General features: G+C 73.9%; 18 protein-coding genes and 1 riboswitch. Of the genes, 1 reads left to right on the plus strand and 17 read right to left on the minus strand.

Annotated features, from left to right (window positions below):
- Positions 1 to 8: 8 nt before the first annotated feature.
- The 7 genes from ACFPZN_RS43170 to ACFPZN_RS43200 all read right to left on the minus strand — a co-directional run bounded on the left by ACFPZN_RS43170 (position 9) and on the right by ACFPZN_RS43200 (position 5,444).
- Complete coding sequence (locus tag ACFPZN_RS43170) at positions 9 to 455, minus strand: PH domain-containing protein (protein ID WP_378288452.1); 447 nt, start codon at positions 453 to 455, stop codon at positions 9 to 11.
- The gene (hisG, locus tag ACFPZN_RS43175; protein ID WP_378288454.1) at positions 448 to 1,323 is read right to left on the minus strand and encodes an ATP phosphoribosyltransferase; all 876 of its coding nucleotides are present in this window, start codon (positions 1,321 to 1,323) and stop codon (positions 448 to 450) included. The genes ACFPZN_RS43170 and hisG overlap by 8 nt, the downstream gene beginning before the upstream one ends.
- 289 nt (positions 1,324 to 1,612) lie before the next feature.
- Complete coding sequence (gene ribH, locus ACFPZN_RS43180; protein WP_378288456.1) at positions 1,613 to 2,098, minus strand: 6,7-dimethyl-8-ribityllumazine synthase; 486 nt, start codon at positions 2,096 to 2,098, stop codon at positions 1,613 to 1,615.
- Between the two features lie 49 nt (positions 2,099 to 2,147).
- Positions 2,148 to 3,380, minus strand: a complete 1,233-nt coding sequence (locus ACFPZN_RS43185) for a bifunctional 3,4-dihydroxy-2-butanone-4-phosphate synthase/GTP cyclohydrolase II (protein ID WP_378288458.1) — start codon at positions 3,378 to 3,380, stop codon at positions 2,148 to 2,150.
- 17 nt (positions 3,381 to 3,397) lie between these two features.
- Positions 3,398 to 4,048, minus strand: coding sequence for a nicotinamide riboside transporter PnuC (gene pnuC, locus ACFPZN_RS43190; protein WP_378288460.1), 651 nt, complete (start codon positions 4,046 to 4,048; stop codon positions 3,398 to 3,400).
- On the minus strand, positions 4,045 to 4,638 hold the full coding sequence (locus ACFPZN_RS43195) for a riboflavin synthase (protein WP_378288518.1): 594 nt from the start codon (positions 4,636 to 4,638) through the stop codon (positions 4,045 to 4,047). The genes pnuC and ACFPZN_RS43195 overlap by 4 nt, the downstream gene beginning before the upstream one ends.
- Positions 4,639 to 4,711: 73 nt before the next feature.
- Positions 4,712 to 4,842: riboswitch (FMN riboswitch) on the minus strand.
- Between the two features lie 158 nt (positions 4,843 to 5,000).
- Complete coding sequence (locus ACFPZN_RS43200) at positions 5,001 to 5,444, minus strand: DUF6069 family protein (RefSeq protein WP_378288462.1); 444 nt, start codon at positions 5,442 to 5,444, stop codon at positions 5,001 to 5,003.
- Positions 5,445 to 5,557: 113 nt separating this feature from the next.
- Between ACFPZN_RS43200 and ACFPZN_RS43205 the strand changes: the two genes are divergently transcribed.
- Entirely contained in the window at positions 5,558 to 5,995 is a 438-nt protein-coding gene (locus ACFPZN_RS43205; protein ID WP_378288464.1) for a MarR family winged helix-turn-helix transcriptional regulator, read from the plus strand.
- 64 nt (positions 5,996 to 6,059) lie between these two features.
- On the opposite strand, the gene ACFPZN_RS43210 is transcribed toward ACFPZN_RS43205, so the two are convergent.
- The 10 genes from ACFPZN_RS43210 to ACFPZN_RS43255 form a co-directional block, all read right to left on the minus strand.
- The gene (locus tag ACFPZN_RS43210; protein WP_378288466.1) at positions 6,060 to 6,797 is read right to left on the minus strand and encodes an ABC transporter ATP-binding protein; all 738 of its coding nucleotides are present in this window, start codon (positions 6,795 to 6,797) and stop codon (positions 6,060 to 6,062) included.
- Positions 6,770 to 7,693: an ABC transporter permease gene (locus ACFPZN_RS43215; RefSeq protein WP_378288468.1), complete on the minus strand. Its 924-nt coding sequence runs from the start codon at positions 7,691 to 7,693 to the stop codon at positions 6,770 to 6,772. Before ACFPZN_RS43215 ends, ACFPZN_RS43210 begins: the two co-directional genes overlap by 28 nt.
- Positions 7,690 to 8,649, minus strand: coding sequence for an aliphatic sulfonate ABC transporter substrate-binding protein (locus ACFPZN_RS43220; RefSeq protein WP_378288470.1), 960 nt, complete (start codon positions 8,647 to 8,649; stop codon positions 7,690 to 7,692). The genes ACFPZN_RS43215 and ACFPZN_RS43220 overlap by 4 nt, the downstream gene beginning before the upstream one ends.
- A 143-nt stretch (positions 8,650 to 8,792) precedes the next feature.
- Positions 8,793 to 9,455 carry an HAD-IA family hydrolase gene (locus ACFPZN_RS43225; protein WP_378288472.1) on the minus strand — a complete coding sequence of 221 codons (663 nt, stop codon included), beginning with the start codon at positions 9,453 to 9,455 and terminating at the stop codon, positions 8,793 to 8,795.
- Positions 9,452 to 10,150 carry a ribulose-phosphate 3-epimerase gene (gene rpe, locus ACFPZN_RS43230; RefSeq protein ID WP_378288474.1) on the minus strand — a complete coding sequence of 233 codons (699 nt, stop codon included), beginning with the start codon at positions 10,148 to 10,150 and terminating at the stop codon, positions 9,452 to 9,454. The genes ACFPZN_RS43225 and rpe overlap by 4 nt, the downstream gene beginning before the upstream one ends.
- Before the next feature lie 12 nt (positions 10,151 to 10,162).
- Positions 10,163 to 11,110, minus strand: a complete 948-nt coding sequence (locus ACFPZN_RS43235; RefSeq protein ID WP_378288477.1) for a phosphatase PAP2 family protein — start codon at positions 11,108 to 11,110, stop codon at positions 10,163 to 10,165.
- Positions 11,111 to 11,268: 158 nt separating this feature from the next.
- Positions 11,269 to 12,741, minus strand: a complete 1,473-nt coding sequence (locus ACFPZN_RS43240) for an RsmB/NOP family class I SAM-dependent RNA methyltransferase (protein ID WP_378288479.1) — start codon at positions 12,739 to 12,741, stop codon at positions 11,269 to 11,271.
- Positions 12,741 to 13,670: a methionyl-tRNA formyltransferase gene (gene fmt, locus ACFPZN_RS43245; RefSeq protein WP_378288482.1), complete on the minus strand. Its 930-nt coding sequence runs from the start codon at positions 13,668 to 13,670 to the stop codon at positions 12,741 to 12,743. The genes ACFPZN_RS43240 and fmt overlap by 1 nt, the downstream gene beginning before the upstream one ends.
- Positions 13,671 to 14,216, minus strand: coding sequence for a peptide deformylase (def, locus tag ACFPZN_RS43250; protein WP_378288484.1), 546 nt, complete (start codon positions 14,214 to 14,216; stop codon positions 13,671 to 13,673).
- A gap of 57 nt (positions 14,217 to 14,273) precedes the next feature.
- A complete protein-coding gene (locus ACFPZN_RS43255; RefSeq protein ID WP_378288486.1) occupies positions 14,274 to 16,124 on the minus strand; it encodes a hypothetical protein in 1,851 nt (616 codons plus the stop codon).
- Between the last annotated feature and the right edge of the window lie 14 nt (positions 16,125 to 16,138).

Consider the following 16,138-nt stretch of genomic DNA (forward strand, 5'->3'; position numbering starts at 1 on the left):
GCCGGGGCCTAGATGGGGTCGGGGGCTTCGCCGTGGCGGTGGACCAGCGCCTGGAGTTCGTCGAGTTGGCGGGCGGCCAGGACGCGTTCGGTGCCGTTGATGCCCATGGCGCCGATGGACGTGCCGTCGGCCAGGTCGACGGTGGGCCACGGCTCGCCCCTGGACATGGACACGTCCACGACCTCGGCCCACTCCAGGCGGCGGGTGCGGAAGGCGTTGACGATCGTGACGCCGGTGCGGTCGGCCACCACGCGGCAGCGCGCGAACATGTGCAGGACCCAGCCGAGGAACAGGCCGAAGCCGACCATGAGGATCCGGTCGAACACCTTGAACTGGGGCGCCACCACGACGGCGAGCAGGACCATGCCCAGCACGATCACGCCCGCCGTCGCGTAGGCGACCACGCGGGTGGTGCGGGGGCGCCACACCACCGGCAGCCCGGGAATGTCAGTCAACGATCTTGGAGATGGGGATCTCGAGGATGTCGTGCGCGCCGACCGCCTTCAGCGCCGGGATCAGCGTGTTGACCCCGCGCTTGGCGACCACGCTCTCCACCGCGTGCTTCTCGCCGCCCGCCAGCGGGGTGACGGTGGGCGAGGACATCGACGGCATGATGTCCAGCACCGCCCGCAGGTCGGAGTCGGCGATGTTCAGCTTGAGCAGGACGTTGCCGCGGGCGCGGATGGCGCCCTGGAGCAGGAGGGCGATGTCCTCCATCGCGGCCCGCTTCTCGGGGTTCTCGTAGGACTCGCGGTTGGCGACCAGCTCGGTGTAGCTGGTCAGCAGCGTGTCGAGGATGCGCAGACCGTTCTTGCGCAGCGACGAGCCGGTCTCGGTGAGGTCGACGATCGCGTCCACGATGTCGGGGACCTTGGCCTCGGTGGCGCCGTAGGACGGGACGACCTTGGCCTTCACCCCGTGCTTGTCGAGGAAGCGGCGGGTCATCGCCGGGAACTCGGTGGAGATCCGCACGCCCTCCGGCAGGTCGGACACCTGCTGCCAGGGCGCGTCCTCCGGCACCGCGATGATCACCCGGACCGGGTTGCTGGTGGCCTTGGAGTACTTCAGCTCGCCGAGGCTGACCACGTCGGAGTCGGTCTCGGTGATCCAGTCGCGGCCGGTGATGCCCAGGTCGAACAGGCCCTGTTCGAGGTAGGTCGGGATCTCCTGCGGGCGCAGCACCCGCACCCGGTCGATCCGCGGATCGTCGATCTGCGCGCGGTAGTCGCGATCGGAGGCGCGCCGGACGGTCAGGTCGGCGGCGTCGAACAGCGCGGTGGTCGCCTTCTCCAGGGAGCCCTTGGGCAGGACGAGAGACAGCACGGGGAAACCTTTCGTGACGGGATGTTGCGTTCGGGAAACCGGGGACTGCGTCAGGAGCCCAGATGCTCCGCGCGATGCCCGGCGTGACCGTGATGCCGCTCGCCTCGCAGGGTCAGTGCCATGTCGGGTGCGGCCACCGTCGCCTCCCATCCCGTGGTGCGCCCCCGCCGGTCGAGCCGGCGGGCGGTTCCTACCGCGCCGGTCCACCGGCGCGCCGTCCATCCCAGATCTTACGCGGTCACGGCGGGGGTTCCGCCGACCGGCCCGTCCACCGGCGTGCCGCACCGCCTCACACGGCCGCCGCCGAACGCAGCCGGCGCAGCGTGAGGGCGGTGTCCAGGGCGGCCACCACCGACTCCCACCCCTTGTCCTCCTTGCTGTCGGGGAAGCCCGACCGGGCGATCGCCTGGTCCAGGTCGTCGCAGGTCAGGACGCCGTTGCCGACCGGGGTGGCCTCGTCCAGGGCGACCCTGGTCACGCCGGAGGTGACCGAGTCGCAGACGTAGTCGAAGTGCGCCGTCTCCCCGCGGATCACGGCGCCCAGGCAGACCACGGCGTCCAGGTCGCGGGCCAGCTGCTGGGCCACCACGGGCAGCTCCAGCGCGCCCGCGACCCGCGCCACGACCGGCTCGCGGATCCCGCAGGCGCGGGCCGCGTCCAGGGCGCGTTCCAGGAGCCGGTCGGTGATGTGCCCGTGCCAGCGCGTGCAGACGATGCCGAGGGTGAGGCCCCCGGCGTCGACGGTGGTGTCCTCGGGACGCCCCGCTCCACTCATGTTTCCTCCCTGGGGGCGGTCCCCCGGACCCCCCGAACGGCTCCGCCGCTCATGAGAGCCCCTCGATCTGGTGTCCGAGACGGTCGCGCTTGACCGTCAGGTAGCGGCGGTTGTGCTCGGTGACGACGACCGGCATGCCCTCGCGGCCCAGCACCTCGAGGCCGAAGCCTTCCAGGCCCTTGAGCTTGGCGGGGTTGTTGGTCAGCACGCGGATCGAGCGCACGCCCAGGTCCCGCAGCATGTGCGCGGCGTTGGAGTACTCGCGGGCGTCGGCGGGCAGGCCCAGCTCCAGGTTGGCGTCGACGGTGTCGGAGCCGTTGTCCTGCAGCGCGTAGGCCCGCAGCTTGGCCAGCAGGCCGATGCCGCGGCCCTCGTGCCCGCGCAGGTACAGGACGACGCCGCGGCCCTCTTCGGCGATGCGCTCCATGGCGGCGTCCAGCTGGGTGCCGCAGTCGCAGCGGTCGGAGTGCAGCACGTCGCCGGTGAGGCACTCCGAGTGCGCCCGGACGAGCACGTCGGTGCCGTCGCCGAGGTCGCCGTGGACCAGCGCGACGTGCTCGCCGCCGTCGATGGCGCTGGCGAACCCGACCGCGCGCCAGGTCCCGTACCGGTTCGGCACGCGGGTCTCCACGACCCGCTCCACCAGCGACTCGGTGCGCTTGCGGTACTCGACCAGCTGCTCGATCGAGATCAGCTTGAGGCCGTGCTCCTTGGCGAAGATCTGCAGCTCCGGCAGCCGGGACATGGTGCCGTCCTCGTTCACCACCTCGGCCAGCACCCCGGCGGGCGCCAGCCCGGCCAGCCGGGCCAGGTCGACGGCGGCCTCGGTGTGCCCGCGCCGCCGCAGCACCCCGCCCTCGTGGTAGCGCAGCGGGAAGATGTGGCCGGGGCGGACCAGCTCGTACGGCTCGGTCGCCGAGTCGCACAGCGTCCTGATCGTCTTCGCCCGGTCGGCGGCGGAGATGCCGGTGCTGACGCCGTCGCGGGCGTCCACGCTGACGGTGTACGCGGTGCGCATCCGCTCGGTGTTCTGCGCCGTCATCAGGGGGATCTGGAGCCGGTCCAGGTCACCGCCCTCCATCGGCACGCAGATCACGCCGCTGGTGTAGCGGATCGTGAACGTGAGCAGCTCGGGCGTCGCCTTCGCCGCGGCGAAGATGATGTCGCCCTCGTTCTCCCGGTCCTCGTCGTCGACCACCACGACCGCGCGGCCCGCCGCGATGTCGGCGACCGCCTCCTCGATCGGGTCGAAGATCCCGCCGCTGCCGTTGCCTGTTCCCATGCCCACACCGTTCGTGCTCACGCGGCCACCGCCTCGTGTCGGGGGTTCTGCGCGTTCTGTGCCCGGGCCTCCCGGTGCCAGTCGCGGAACCCGATCATCACCATGACGAAGAAGACGCCGTACACCGCGGCCGAGACGTACAGTCCCGACTTCAGCGCCAGCGGGACACCGACCAGGTCGACCAGCACCCAGACGATCCAGAAGTCGACCAGCGCGCGGCTCTGGGCGAAGGTCGCCACCGCGCTGCCGACGAAGATGTAGGCGTTCGCCCACGGCGACCAGGCGATCTTCAGCCAGTCCATGTGGGTGAACAGCTGCGCCACCACCGCGGTGCCGACGACCAGGGCGGTCAGCAGGACGATCCGCTCGCGGGCGGTGGCGGGGCGGATGGCCAGCAGCCCCTGGCCGTCGCGGCGCCCGCGCGTCCAGCTCCACCAGCCGAAGACGGCCAGGCCGATGAACAGCACCTGCTTGAGCGCGTTGCCGGGGACGTGGGCGTGCAGCGAGGCGGCCAGCAGCAGGGCGGCGCCGGTCAGCTGCACCGGCCAGGTCCAGAGGGTCTTGCGCATGGCCAGCCAGACCACGGCGAGGGAGAGCACGTTGCCGACGAGGTCGGTCCAGAGGATGTGCTCGCCGAAGACCTCGAAGCCCGCGTTCAGGACGTTCATGTCCGGTCGCCCAGCATGCGTTCGACGTACTTGGCGACGACGTCGACCTCGAGGTTGACCGGGTCGCCGGGCTTCTTGTGGCCCAGGGTGGTGAGGGCGAGCGTGGTGGGGATGAGCGCGACGCTGAAGCGGTCGGCGCCGGCCTCGACCACGGTGAGGCTGATGCCGTCGACGGTGATGGAGCCCTTGTCGACCAGGTAGCGGCTCAGGTCCCCGGGGAGGGAGATCGTGACGACCTCCCAGCGCTCGCCGGGCTCGCGGGAGAGGATCTCGCCGACGCCGTCGACGTGGCCCTGGACCAGGTGGCCGCCGAGGCGGTCATGGAGGCGCACGGGGCGTTCGAGGTTGACCTTGGAGCCGGGGCGCAGCGCCGCCAGGCTCGACTTGTCGAGGGTCTCCTTGATGGCGTCCGCGGTGAAGGCGCCGTCCTTGACCTCGACCACGGTGAGACAGACGCCGTTGACGGCGATCGAGGCGCCGTGCACGGCGTCCTCGGTGACCAGCGGGCCGTGGATGGTGATCGCGGCCGAGTCGCCCGCGGGCTCGATCGCCACGATCTCGCCGAGCTCCTCGACGATACCGGTGAACATCTCCCGGGCCTCCTTCATCGTGCGAAGGCTCCGGGGGGTCGTGACGTCGAGCAACGCCCCGAACAGGGGCGTACGGCGCGCTGCCTCCCATCCGGACTTTCACCGTCGGTCCCGGAGTTCCACCGGGTCAACCGGCCGATGGCTTCGGCCGGGTCGCGGACTGTCACCGCCGGTTCGGAATTTCACCGACCCCGGAGCACGCGTTCACTGCTGCCAACCAGTGTGCCATGCCGGGCATTCCCCACCCCATGTGAGTAAGGCCACGGCGGGCAACCCTACTTACCAAGCGCTTGCTAGGTTAGCACACCGGCCCGGCGCCCCACCGGCCGGACGCCCCCGCGCCCGGCCGGCGGGCGCGGCCGCTAACCCCCGGCCGCCGCGGGCTCCCGGCGCCCGGCCGTGCGCCAGAAGCCCGGGACGAGGACCGCGGCCACCACCACGTGCAGCAGCGCCAGCGTCGCCTTGGTGGACCCGGCGGCCTCCACCTGGAGCAGCGGGACGAAGGAGACCAGCAGCACCACGAGGGCGGCGGCCGTCCAGACGACCAGGGCGCGGGCGGCGGCGAACCGCTCGAGCGCCGCCAGCAGCGCCCAGCCCAGCAGCGACGGGACGAGCGAGAAGAGCAGGACGGGCACCACGTCGACCTCCTGCGCCTCCCGTCCCGGCTGCGCGACCACCAGGTCCTGGCCGGCCGCGACCGCGACCAGCCACACCAGCACCGCCGCGAGCACCGTCGCGGCCACGGCGATCACCCGGCCGCGCCGCCGCGCGCCCGTTCCGGCGGTCCGGCTGCGTTCCGCCACCATGGCACCCTCCTTGAAGTCATCGATTATTGAGGATCTCAACTATTGACCACCCTAAGGGTAATGCTTGAGAACCTCAACATTCGGTATCGCCAACGGCTGCCTATGATCGGGACATGAGCACGCCGCCGGCACCGGACCGACCGATCAGCCAGGAACTGCTGGAACTGACCTTCCGACTCACCGCCCGGCTGCGCGGCGGGCTGGACGCGGCGCACACCGACCTCGGCCTGCCGCCCGCCCAGGCGCAGGCCCTGGCCAGCCTGCGCGCCCCCGTGCCCATGCGGGAGCTGGCGACCATGCTGGCCTGCGACGCCTCCAACGTCACCGGCATCGTCGACGGCCTGGAACGGCGCGGCCTGGTAGAGCGGCGACCCGACCCCAGGGACCGCAGGGTGAAGCAGCTGGTGCTCACGGAGGAGGGCGAGCGCAGGCGCGCGGCCCTCGACGCGCACATCGCCAAGACCGCCGGCGAGGTCTTCGACCTGCCCGAGCGCGATCAGGAGGCGCTGCGCGACCTCCTCAGCCGCCTGGTGGAGGAACCGGACGCATAGCGATGCCCCGCCCCCTGGCCCGGTGCGCTATGGCACGGGCGAGGGGGCGGGGCCGGGCGGTGTTCTACTCCTCGTTCTGCTCCTCGTCCGGGCTCGCCGGGACGCGCAGCAGCGTCAGCAGGCGCCGCCTCAGGGCCCCGAAGCCGGGGGCGTCGACGGCGCGCGGATGGTCGAGGTCCACCTCGATCGTCTCGGCGATGCGGCCGCCGTCCAGGACCAGCAGCCGGTCCGCCAGCAGGATCGCCTCGTCCACGTCATGGGTGACCAGCAGCGCCGCGAAACCGTGCGCCGCCCGCAGCCGCCCGAAGAGGGCCTGCATCTTCAGCCGGTTCAGGGCGTCCAGCGCGCCGAACGGCTCGTCCAGCAGGAGCAGGTCCGGGCGCCGGATGAGGGCGCGGGCGATGGCGACGCGCTGCGACTGACCGCCCGACAGCTCGGCGGGCCAGGCGCCGCCGCGGTCGGCCAGCCCGACCTCGGCCAGCGCGTCGGCGGTGCGCTGGGCGGCGTCCCCGGTCCGCACGCCCAGGGCCACGTTGTCGGCCACCCGCTTCCACGGCAGCAGCCGGTGCTCCTGGAACACCACCGCCCGCGAGGCGGGCACCGACACCGAGCCGCCGGCCTCCTCGTCCAGGCCCGCCAGGATGCGCAGCAGGGTGCTCTTGCCCGAGCCGCTGGCGCCCAGCAGCGCGACCACCTCGCCGCGGTCGATGGAGACGTCGACGCCGTCCAGCACGACCGTGTCCCCGAACGAGCGCCGCACGCCGGCGGCCTCCACTACGAGGCTCGAAGTCCGCGTCGCCACGCCAGGACCCTCCTCTCCCCCGCCCGCAGCGCCAGGTCCGACAGCAGGCCGAGGCCCGCGTACACCAGCAGGCCCAGCACCACGACCTCGGTCTGGCTGAACTCGCGGGCCTCCATCATCATGAAGCCGAGCCCGCTGTCGCCGTTGACCTGCTCGCCGACGACCAGGCTCAGCCAGCCGGCCGCGAACGCCAGCCGCAGCCCCAGGAACAGCGAGGGCGTGGCGCCGGGCAGCACCACGTGCCGGAGCCGTTCCAGCCAGGTCAGCCCGCAGGTCCGGGCCGCCTCCACCAGCCGCTCGTCGATGTCGCGGATCCCGGCGTAGGTGTTGAGGTAGATCGGGAAGAACGCGCCCAGCGCGACCAGCGTGACCTTCAGCGACTCCCCGATGCCCAGCCAGATGATCAGCAGCGGGACCAGGCCGAGGTGCGGCAGCATCCGGGCCATCTGGACGGTCGGGTCGACCAGGTCGTCGCCCAGCCGCACCAGCCCCGCGATCGAGCCCAGGACCAGTGCCAGCGTCCCGCCGATGAGCAGCCCGAGCACCGCGCGCTGGAGCGAGTCGGCGAGGTAGCCGGCGAGCGTGCCGTCGCTGGACAGCCGCCAGCCCGCCTCGAGCACCTGGCTGGGCGGGGGCAGCTTCTCGTGCGACAGCACGCCCGCGCGGCCCGCGCCCTCCCACAGGACCAGCAGCACGACCGGGGTGGTCAGGCGGCGCTTGCGGAAGTTCGCCGCGCGCGCCTTCGGCTTGCGGGCCTTGGACGTGCCGGCCTTGGATGCGCGGGCGTTGGACGTGCCGGCCTCCGGTTCGCGGCCGGCCGGTTCGCCGCCGTCCGGCGCGTCCCCGTCCGGGTCGCCGCCGGCCGGCTTGCGGAGGTTCTGCGCGCGGACGCTCATTTGAGGATGTCCGCGTACCGGCCGTCGACGCGTCCCGCGATGTCGACCTTGCCGGGGATCAGCTCCAGCGCGGTGAACCCGTCGGCGATCTTCTGCAGTTCGGCGCCGATGGCGCCGTCCACGGGCGCGAGCGGCTGGGCGCTGCGGGCCAGCGCGCGCTCGGTGGGGGAGGGCTCCATCTTCAGCTCGGGCGCGAGGATCTTGGCACGCTCGGCCGGGTTGGCGATCCCCCAGTCGGTGACCTGCCGGTAGGACTGCAGGAACTTCTTGATCTGGTCGGGCCGCTTCTCCAGCGCCTCGGGCGAGACCAGCACGTACTCCCGGTTGTTGGCCAGGCCGCTCGCGTCCGCGAGGATCTTCACGCCGGGCCGCTCGGCCAGCGCGAAGTAGGGGTCCCAGATGACCCAGGCGTCGATCTGGTCGTTGTCGAAGGCGGGGCGCCCCTCGGCGGGCTTGAGGTAGCGGACCTTGACGTCGTCGATCGTCATGCCGTTGGCCTCCAGCAGCCGTACCAGCAGCCAGTGCACGTTGGAGCCCTTGTTGAGCCCGATGGTCCGCCCGCGCAGGTCCTTGAACGAGCGGAACCCCTTGGCCTCCTTCACCAGCACCGCCTCGCCCTTGGGCACCGGCGCCGAGGTGGCGATGATCTTGAAGTCGATCCGGCCGGCCGCCGCGAAGATCGGCGGCGCCTCCCCGGTCTGGCCGATGTCGATCGAGCCGGCCTTGAGCGCCTCGGTCAGCGCCGGGCCGCTCTCGAACAGCGACCACTTCGCCCCGGACGCGGCGTCGCGCGCCTTGACCAGGCTGAGCCCGCCGAAGCGCTGGTAGCCCACGCGCAGCGCGCCGCCGGAGCCCGACTCGTCCTCTCCGCCGCAGGCGGCGAGCGCCCCGGATCCGAGCAACACCAGCAGGCCGGCGAGCAGGGCCGTGATCCGGCGTCTCCGTGCAAACTGCATCTGTCCAAGCTCCCTGTGACACCTCGGCCCGGGACCCCCGTGGCGGGGCGGGCATGGTGCCGACGAGCATATAGGACTAATCCTACCAATTCACTATACTATCGTGCGCGCCGCACCTCACCGGACCGCTCTCACAGGCCGGATCAGCCCCGGCGGGAAGGGTGGACGGACAGGCGCAGGCCCCCGGGCACCGCGGCGATCGGCGTGAGATCGGGCACCAGCAGATCGGCCTCGGTCAGCTCGGACGCGTCGTGGCTGGTGGTGACGGCCAGGACGGTCGCCCCCGCCGAACGGCCCGCCCGCACCCCCGCGGGCGCGTCCTCGACCACGACGCAGTCGCGGGGGTCGACCCCCAGACGGCGCGCCGCCAGCAGGTAGCCGGACGGATCGGGCTTGCCGACGTTCACGTCGGAGGCGGTGACCACCACCTCCGGCAGCGGGATCCCGGCCGCCCCGGTACGCGCCGCGAGCTGGACCGGGTCCATGGACGTCACCACCGCCCACGGCAGCCCGTCCATCCCGGCGAGCAGCTCGAGGGCGCCCGCGATGGCCGTGACCCCCTCCACCTCTTCGGCCTCCAGGGCGTCCAGGTGCTCGGTGGCGGCCCGCACCCGCTCGGGCGGCAGGAAGTCGGCGACGCGGTCGGAGGTGCGGCGGCCGTGCGCGCCCACGAGGAACTCCTCGGCGTCGATGCCGTACCGGGGCGCCCACAGCCGTGCCGCCCGTTCCACCAGGGGCGTCGAGTCGACCAGGGTGCCGTCCACGTCGAACAGCACCGCCGGGCACGGCAGGGTCAGCGCGCTCACCGGGCGGCGGCCCCCTCCGCGGCCCCCTGCCCCGCCCCCTGGGCGGCCTTCTCGGCCTGGCCGCGCAGCTTGCGCACGGCCTCGGCCGGATCCTCGGCGCCGTACACGGCGCTGCCCGCCACGAACACGTCGGCGCCCGCCTCGGCGCACCGCTCGATGGTCTCGGCGCTGACGCCGCCGTCCACCTGCAGCCACACCGGCCGGTCGCCGATGAGGGCGCGGGCGCGGCGGACCTTGGGCAGCACGACATCGAGGAACTTCTGGCCGCCGAACCCGGGCTCCACGGTCATCAGCAGGAGCATGTCGATCTCACCGAGGATGTCCTCGTAGGGCTCCACCGGCGTGGCCGGGTTGATGCCCAGCCCGGCGCGGGCCCCCGCCGAGCGGATGGCCCGCAGCGTCCGGACCGGGGCCTTGGCGGCCTCGGCGTGGATGGTGACGCTGCCCGCGCCCGCCTCGGCGTACTGCGGCGCCCACCGGTCGGGGTCCTCGATCATCAGATGGCAGTCGAGCGGGAGCGCGCTGGTCCTGAGGAGCGCCTCCACGACCGGCAGCCCGAGCGTGAGGTTGGGCACGAAGTGGTTGTCCATCACATCGACGTGGACCCAGTCGGCGGCGTCGGCGATGATCGCGACGTCGTCGGCGAGCCGGGAGAAGTCGGCGGACAGGATGCTGGGAGAGATCTGCGGAGCCATGATGCCCCGAGTCTATTGCCGTATCCTCGCCCGCTCCTCACCCGCCCGGGTGAGGGCGCGGGGGGTTCCGCGCGCCAGCCGCAGCCGGACGAACACCTCCGGCGCGCCGGCGGTGGCCCACAGCGCCAGCAGCGCCTGCACCACGAACGCCTGGAAGGGCTGGGTGCCCAGGAACAGCCCCAGCGTGTAGATCGCCATCGCGCCCGCGGCGCCGACCGGGATCCGGGCCAGCCGCCGCCAGGGCTCGCCGCCCGCGTCGTACCCGATCCGGGACGCCGCGTACGACAGCCCGGCCAGCAGGCCGAACAGCCCGCCCGCGGCCGCGGCGCCCTCGCTCAGCGTGATCGGCTCCACGCTCCCGCCCGCCTGGGCGATCGCGCGCGCCCAGGCGGTGGGCCAGCGCCAGCCCTCCAGCGCCTCGACCGCGGCCCACATGCCGCCCAGCGCCGCCAGCGCGACGGCGAGGCTGAACCCGAACTGCTCGGGCAGGGAACGGGCCGTCCACCACGGCACCACCCGGGGCTCCAGCCACAGCGCGGCGGCCAGCACGGCGGCGCCGACCGCCCAGCCGGCCAGGACCTGGCCGACCGAGTGCACGCCCAGCACCACCCGGGAGACCCCGATCCCGGCGATCAGGGCCAGCGCCGCCGCCCACAGCACCCGGCGGCGGGTCTGCGCGGCGAGGTAGCCCCAGAGCGCGACGGCGTTCTGGGCGTGCCCGGACGGCATGCCGAACGACTCGCGGGGCTCGTGCCCGGTGACGGACGTGTCGGTCCAGAACGGCCGGGGGGCGTGGAAGACCAGCTTCAGCCAGGTGTTGACCACCGAGCCGAACGACAGCACCACGGCCGCGCGCGCCCCCAGCCGGGGATCCACGCACCAGTAGACGATCACCAGCAGCGGCAGGTAGAAGGCCGCGCTGCCGATGAACGACAGGACGTGCATGGCGCCGGTGAGCACGGATCCCCCTGAGCGAGTCGAAGGGTCTGGCAGGGTCGGTGGAAGTCATCGAGGTTACTGAGCGCTCTCGGGAGGACGTCCCTCCAACACGTAAAGGTTCCCCGCCGTCCACCGGCAAACGGCCCGGCCCCCTTTCCGGGCCGCCCTCCGGACGACCGTCAGCCGCGCCGCAGCAGCGCCAGGAACATCGCGTCCGTGCCGTGCCGGTGCGGCCAGAACTGGGCGTACGGCCCGTCCCCCAAACCGGTGAGGCCGGGCACGACGGACGCCAGGACGGCCGGGGAGTCCAACCGCTCCACGTCGTCGCGGCCCCGCAGCACGTCGTCGACCACCACCCGCGTCTCGGCCAGGTGCGGGGAGCAGGTGACGTAGGCCACCACTCCCCCGGACCGCACGGAGTCGAGCGCGCGGCGCAGCAGGTCACGCTGGATCGGGCCGAGCTCGGCCACCGCCTCCGGGCCCCGCCGCCAGCGGGCCTCGGGACGGCGCCGCAGCGCGCCCAGCCCGGTGCACGGCACGTCCAGCAGGACCCGGTCGAACGCCCCGGGGCGCCAGGCCGGCGCGGTGCCGTCGGCAACGACCACGCCCGCCCGGCCGTCGACGGCGCGGGCGACCAGGGCGGCGCGGTGCGGCTGGAGGTCGGCGGCCAGCAGCCGGGCATCGCGCTCGCCGGCCAGCGCCGACAGCAGCCCCGCCTTGCCGCCCGGCCCCGCGCACAGGTCGGCCCACAGCGCGTCGCGGCCCTCCACCGGGGCGGCGGCCATGGCGAGGGCGACCAGCTGGCTGGCCTCGTCCTGCACGGCCGCCCGCCCCTCGCGGACGGCGGCGATCGCGGCCGGGTCGCCCTCCGGCAGCACCGCGGCGTACGGCGAGTACGGCGCCGCCTCGGCCCCCGCCTCCCGCAGCTCCTCGACGGTCGCGCGGCCGGGCCGGGCCACCAGCGTCACGCGGGGGCGCTGGTTGTCGGCCTCCAGCAGCGCCTCGATCTCGCCCCGGTCGGGCCCGAGCGCGTCGCGCAGCGCGCTGACGATCCACTTCGGGTGGCTGTAGGCGACCGAGAACCTGGCCGCCTCACCGCCGCCCTCGGGGACCACGATCGCCAGCCAGCCCGCCAGGTCGCGGGTGGCGACCTTGCGCAGCACCGCGTTGGCGAACTTGGCCTGCCCCGGCCCGGCCACCGAGCGGGCCAGGTCGACGGCCGTGCCGACGGCGGCGTGCGGCGGGATCCGGGTGGCCAGGATCTGGTGCGCGCCCAGGCGCAGCACGTCCAGCAGCGGCGGGTCGATGCGGCGCAACTGCCGGTCGCTGCACATCGCCAGGACCGCGTCGTAGGTGCCGCGGCCGCGCAGCGTGCCGTAGGTCAGCTCGGTCGCCAGCGCCGCGTCCCGGCCGGTCAGCTCGCGGTCGCGGAGCCGGGCGGGCAGCAGCAGGTTGGCGTAGGCGTCGCGGGTCTCCACCGCGCGGATCACGTCGAAGGCGGTCCGGCGGACGAGGTCCTCGGGACCTCCGGTGCGGCGCGGGCCGCCGGGCCTGCGGTTGCGGGACGGGTGGCCGTGGCCGCCGCGGCCCTTCCCGCGGCCGCCGCCGTCGCCGCTGCCGTGTCCGCTGGGGCGCTTGCGGGCGGGAGGCATCAGACCAGGGTGTCCTTACCGGTGAGGGAGGCGCCGCGCGTCCAGTCGAGCGCGGACATCCGCCGCTTCCCCTGGGGCTGCACCTCGCCGAGCGCGACGGGGTGGGTGGCCGTGCCGACCAGGACCTCCTTCTTGGATGTCCGGATCTGGCCGGGGCCCAGCGGCCCGGCGCCGGCGGCCGGGCGGACCGGGCCGAGCTTGAGCCGCTCGTCGCGGAAGGTCGTCCAGGCGCCGGGGGCGGGCGTGCAGGCGCGGATCAGCCGGTCGACGCGCAGGGCGGGCGCCGCCCAGTCGACCCGGGCGACCTCCGGAGTGATCTTGGAGGCGTGCGAGACGCCGTCCGCGGGCTGCGGGCGGGGGTCCAGCGCCCCGGCCTCGATGCCGTCCATGGTGTCGGCCAGCAGCCGGGCGCCGGCGACCGCCAGCCGCTCCAGCAGCGTGCCCGAGGTGTCGTCGGGCCGGATCGGCTCGGTCAGCACCCCGAACACCGGCCCGGTGTCCAGGCCCTCCTCGATCTGGAAGGTGGCCGCGCCGGTCACCTCGTCGCCGTGCAGGATCGCGTGCTGGACGGGCGCCGCGCCGCGCCAGGCGGGCAGCAGCGAGAAGTGCAGGTTGACCCAGCCGTGCCGGGGGATGTCCAGCGCGGGCTTGGGCAGCAGCGCCCCGTAGGCCACCACCGGGCAGCAGTCGGGGGCGATCTCGCGCAGCCGGTCGAGGAACTCCGGGTCGCGGGCCTTGGCGGGCCTGAGGACCTCCACGCCCGCCTCCTCGGCGCGCCGCGCGACCGGGCTGGCCTCCACCTTCCGGCCCCGCCCGGACCGCGCGTCGGGACGGGTCACCACGGCGGCCACCTCGTGCCGGGGCGACTCCAGCAGCGCCTCCAGGGCGGGCAGCGCCGTCTCGGGGGTGCCGGCGAAAACGAGCTTCACCTACAGGGCCTTTCCGAACGTGCGGTGCGGGGAGTCCTTGACCACGGGCGCCGGCTCCCCGAACCACTCGGCCTGGCGGATCGCCTTCATGGCCGCCTTGCGCTGCTCGGCGTCCATCCGGTCGATGAAGATGATCCCGTCGAGGTGGTCGGTCTCGTGCTGGACGCAGCGGGCCAGCAGATGGCTGCCCTCCAGCGTGATCGGCTCACCGTGCATGTTGAAGCCCTTGGCCACGACCTGGACCGAGCGGGGCGTCGGGAACGCCAGGCCCGGCAGGGACAGGCAGCCCTCGTCGTCGGTCTCCTGCTCGTCGGACAGGTCCAGGGTCGGGTTGACCACGTGGCCCAGCCGGTCGTCGACGTAGTAGGTGAACACGCGCAGGCCCACGCCGAGCTGCGGAGCCGCAAGGCCCGCCCCCGGCGCGTCGATCATCGTGTCGGTGAGGTCCTTGACGAGCTGCCGCAGTTCCTTGTCGAAGTCCTTGACGGGCTCGGCCGGGGTGCGCAGCACTGGGTCGCCGAAGAGGCGAATGGGCTTGACGGCCAACGAGGACTCCGTTTCCTGTCCTGTAACTCACTGGTCCCTGCGAATCGGGTGTCCAGTCTACGAAGGGGCGCGCACCGACCGCGCCTTGTACGCGGCCGTCCGCGCCGCCTTGGCGATCAACCGGTCCGGGTGGTGGTCGCCCAGCGCCCTCAGGACCTCGGCCGCGTCGGGGTGGTCGGACCGCCACATCTCCTGGACCATCCCGGACAGGTCGGCCCCGGCGGGCGCGTCCGCGAGGGCCGCGGCCACCGCCTCGCCCGGGTCGGCGGTCTCCAGCATCCCGGCGACGGTGTCGACGAACAGCCACAGGTAGTCGTCGCGGTCCAGCGCGCCACGCTCCCCGCCGTCCTGAGGCTCGGCGAGGCGGTCGAGCCAGAGCAGGGCGTAGGGCCGCACCGGCCGCCTTTCGGCCGCCTCCCGCACGACGTCCGCGGCCTCCGGGCCGACCCGCTGCAGGACGGCGGCGGCGAGGTTGCGGGCACCGGGACCGCCGGTGCCCATGACCTCCAGCAGATCTCCCGCGGCGGCCTTGGCGTCGCGCCCCGCCAGCCAGCCGTCGATCTCCTCGTCGGCGGTGTCCTGGCGGTGCCAGGTCAGCCCGGCGACCAGCTCGGCGGCGGGCGCGGCGGCGAGATCGCCCACGACGGGCGCGGCGAAACCGTCGGCCAGCAGCAGCTCCCGCACGCCCCACACGCCCAGCGGCGTCAGCGCGTACCCGGCCCCCGCCTCCCCGGCGGAACGCGCGACGCCCCAGCGGACGAGGTCGTCCAGTTCCAGGGCCAGCGCCTCCCGCACGGCGGCGGCCAGCTCGCGGGCGTCGGCGGACTCGTACGCCTCGGTGACGTGCTCGATCAGCACGGCGGCCAGCTCGTCGGCGGCCGAGGGCTCCTCCTGCTCGTACAGGTGGATCAGCACGCCGGTCAGCTCGTTCTGCACGAGCCTGACGGCGTCCAGGCCGCCCTCGGGGTCGTGCTCGGGCACCGCCACGCCGTCGAACACGCGCAGCCACGCGTCCAGGACGGCCTCCGCGTCCCCCTCGCCCTCCAGCAGCGGCAGCGCCGGGCCGGGGCCGGCCCCGGCGTCCTCGACCACGATCACCTCGGCGTCCACCGCCGCCCACCAGAGCCGGTCCAGCTCGGGCAGGTCGGCCTGGACGCGGACGGATTCGGAACGGCGCGGCACGGGCAGCGCCAGGGCCTCGACGGCGGCGAGCGCGTCCGCGGCCGGCAGCTCGCCGTGCTCGTCCACCGCGCGGCCGTCACCGGTCCAGCCGGCCAGCGCGCGGACCTCCGCGGCCAGGCCGCCGGCCTGGGCCGCGGCGGCCAGTTCGGGCCCGGGGGCCAGCCGCACGGGCGGCACGACGCGTTCCTCGATATCGCGCAGGTACCGCTCGGTGCGGGCGTAGCGCTCCTCCTCGGGGAGGGCCTCGAAGTCCCGCACCCACCGGTCGACCGCCTCCCGGTCGTCGACCGGCACGCCCTCGGCGAGCATCATCCCGGTGACGAGCTCGGCGGCGGCCTGCCGCTCGGAGGTGTCCGCGGCGGCGACGACCTCGGTGAACTCGGGGACGAGCCGGTCCAGCTCCGCCTCCAGCGCGGCGGCGGACGCGGCGTCGGCGGCCCCGGTGTCGCGCAGGAACGCCAGCAGCAGGCGGACCGCGTCCACGACGGCGGGCGCCTCGTCGGCCGCGACGACCACCGACTCGGGGAAGACCTCCAGCAGCAGCTCGCGCAGCAGGGGCGGGGTCAGCGCCCCGGGCCCGGAGAGGTCCAGCTCCTCGCGGGCGAGGTCGAGCAGCAGCCGCACGCCCTCCGCGTCCACCGGCGCGCGCGCCTCGTCATCGGTCGCGCGGCGGTCAGCCCAGTGCCGGAACTCCCCGGCCACCGTGTCCACCCAGTTGTCGGCCACCCGGAGAACCCTAG

Source organism: Actinomadura rugatobispora (assembly GCF_042656285.1).
GTDB lineage: Bacteria > Actinomycetota > Actinomycetes > Streptosporangiales > Streptosporangiaceae > Spirillospora > Spirillospora rugatobispora.

Bases quoted from the DNA above. Each gene is read 5' to 3' on its own strand.
- ribH (WP_378288456.1), bottom strand. From the start codon at position 2,098: ATGAGTGGAGCGGGGCGTCCCGAGGACACCACCGTCGACGCCGGGGGC.
- ACFPZN_RS43185 (WP_378288458.1), bottom strand. From the start codon at position 3,380: ATGGGAACAGGCAACGGCAGCGGCGGGATCTTCGACCCGATCGAGGAG.
- pnuC (WP_378288460.1), bottom strand. From the start codon at position 4,048: ATGAACGTCCTGAACGCGGGCTTCGAGGTCTTCGGCGAGCACATCCTC.
- ACFPZN_RS43195 (WP_378288518.1), bottom strand. From the start codon at position 4,638: ATGTTCACCGGTATCGTCGAGGAGCTCGGCGAGATCGTGGCGATCGAG.
- ACFPZN_RS43200 (WP_378288462.1), bottom strand. From the start codon at position 5,444: ATGGTGGCGGAACGCAGCCGGACCGCCGGAACGGGCGCGCGGCGGCGC.
- ACFPZN_RS43205 (WP_378288464.1), top strand. From the start codon at position 5,558: ATGAGCACGCCGCCGGCACCGGACCGACCGATCAGCCAGGAACTGCTG.
- ACFPZN_RS43215 (WP_378288468.1), bottom strand. From the start codon at position 7,693: ATGAGCGTCCGCGCGCAGAACCTCCGCAAGCCGGCCGGCGGCGACCCG.
- ACFPZN_RS43220 (WP_378288470.1), bottom strand. From the start codon at position 8,649: ATGCAGTTTGCACGGAGACGCCGGATCACGGCCCTGCTCGCCGGCCTG.
- rpe (WP_378288474.1), bottom strand. From the start codon at position 10,150: ATGGCTCCGCAGATCTCTCCCAGCATCCTGTCCGCCGACTTCTCCCGG.
- ACFPZN_RS43240 (WP_378288479.1), bottom strand. From the start codon at position 12,741: ATGCCTCCCGCCCGCAAGCGCCCCAGCGGACACGGCAGCGGCGACGGC.